The sequence below is a fragment of the Collinsella sp. TF05-9AC genome (assembly GCF_003438495.1).
GTDB lineage: Bacteria > Actinomycetota > Coriobacteriia > Coriobacteriales > Coriobacteriaceae > Collinsella.
Window position 1 is genome coordinate 1 of sequence record NZ_QSSH01000062.1, and the last position, 2,147, is coordinate 2,147.

1 protein-coding gene is annotated in these 2,147 nt (G+C 56.7%); it reads right to left on the reverse strand.

The window, feature by feature from the left end:
- Positions 1 to 184 precede the first annotated feature (184 nt).
- Positions 185 to 1,879: a phospho-sugar mutase gene (locus DXC52_RS09830; protein WP_006235592.1), complete on the reverse strand. Its 1,695-nt coding sequence runs from the start codon at positions 1,877 to 1,879 to the stop codon at positions 185 to 187.
- Positions 1,880 to 2,147: the final 268 nt, after the last annotated feature.

Consider the following 2,147-nt stretch of genomic DNA (forward strand, 5'->3'; position numbering starts at 1 on the left):
GTCCGACCGGGCCGCGCGGCAAGGAGATATATTGCCAGACCGGAGGGGCGCCGTGGGCGGGAATCTGGGCGTACACATTTCCTACACATATAAGTACTCTCGGCTGGCTGGTTAAAAACAGGAGGGGACCTCGCATCCGAGATCCCCTCTTTAGCCCATCTATAGCTATAGACTCTTAAATACCTTATGCCAGCAGCTTGCGACCGGACTCCTCGATCGCGTCAAGTGCTGCATCTGCCTCGGCGGCATCCGCGCCCTTAGCGAAGATGTACAGCTTAATCTTGGGCTCGGTGCCGGAAGGACGAACAATACCCTTGTTGCCACCCTCAAGATCGAACTCAATAACATTAGCCTTCGGCAGGCCGTTCACGCAGGTGTTGTAATCAACGACGGCCTCAATCTTGGAACCGGCGAGCTCCGCGGGCGGGTTCTCGCGCAGACCGGCCATGATGCCGGCCATCTTTGCCGCACCCTCAGCACCCGGATAGCTCAGCGAAATCGTCTTGTTGTGATAGTAGCCATACTTCTCGTACAGCTCGTGCATCGCGTCGGCAAGGTTCTTTCCCTGGAGCTTGTAATACTGCGCCATCTGGCAAATCAAAAGCGAAGTGCTCACGGCGTCCTTGTCGCGCACGTGGTCGCCGGCCAGATAGCCGTAGCTCTCCTCAAAACCGAAGATAAAGCGATCGACCTCGCCAGCATCGGAAAGAGAAGTAATGATGTCGCCGATGTACTTGAAGCCCGTCAGGCAGCGGCGGAGCTCAAAACCGTACTCGTCGGCCAGAGCGTCAACCATGGCGGAAGAAACGATAGTAGTGACAGCAACCTTCTTAGTGAGGTCCTCACCGCGAGCAGCGCGGGTCTTGCAGATATAGTCGAGCAGCAGAACGCCCATCTCATTGCCGGTCAGCAGCAGATAGTCATCGCCATTCTTAACGGCAACGCCAACGCGATCGGCGTCAGGATCGGTTGCAAGCAGCAGATCGGGGTGAACCTGCTCGCACAGGTCAATGCCCTTCTGCATGGCCTGACGAATCTCGGGGTTAGGATACGGGCAGGTCGGGAAATCGCCGTTAGGCTCCTTCTGCTCGGGAACAACCGTGACATCAGTGATGCCAGCGCGCTCGAGCACCGTCGTGACGGGAATGAGGCCAGTGCCGTTGAGCGGAGTGTAGACGAGCTTAAGCGGAGCGCCAGCGATCTCCTCGGCAGAAAGGTTAGTCACGCCGCGGGCGAGAACGGCGTCGTAATAACGCTCGAGGCACGAATCATCGATCCATTTGACCAGACCCTGCTCAAGAGCCTCATCGAAGTCCATGGACTTCACGCCGGTGAACGTATCGGTCTCGGCGATAGCCTTAGAAATTGCATCGGCGGCCTCGCTGGTGATCTGGCAGCCGTCGGGGCCATAGGCCTTATAGCCGTTATAAGGCGCCGGATTATGACTAGCGGTCATGCAAATGCCACCGGAGCACTTAAGGTCGCGGACGGCCCAGGAGAGCGTCGGCACAGGAGAAATCTTGGGATACACGAGGGCAGTCACGCCGTTTGCTGCAAGAATGGCAGCCGTCGTCTTGACGAACAGCTCACCTTTATTGCGGCTATCGCGAGCGATGGCGACCGTCGGATGCTCGAAGGTCGCATTGAGGTAGTCAGCGAATCCCTGGGTCGCACGACCGACCGTATAGATATTCATACGGTTAGTGCCCGCACCGATAGTGCCGCGAAGGCCGGCAGTACCGAAGGCGAGATCCTGGAAGAAAGCGTCGGTGATGGCGTCCTCATCACCCTGCTCCTTCATCGTGTTAAGCTCAGCGAGGAGCTCCTCGTCCTTGACATTGGCAATCCAAGTATCAAGCAGCTCATGAACATCTGCCATATGAGTCCTTCCGTCACAATCAATAAAACGACCCGTGTAAAACAGGACAAGCGCAGCAGTGCGCTAAAGCAAATATTAGTCCATTGAGAACAAAGAACCGACCAAAGAACGGTGAACGTTTATATTCACCGGTGGATGATTGGATTGATTTAATTGCTTAGCGAATGCCGCCTTAAACGCAAAAAAGGGGGAGGCCGCGAGGCCTCCCCCTTCTCAGTTCAAGCGTACGGCTCGGTGCCGTCCACCGGTCAGCGGCGCCCTGGCCTCC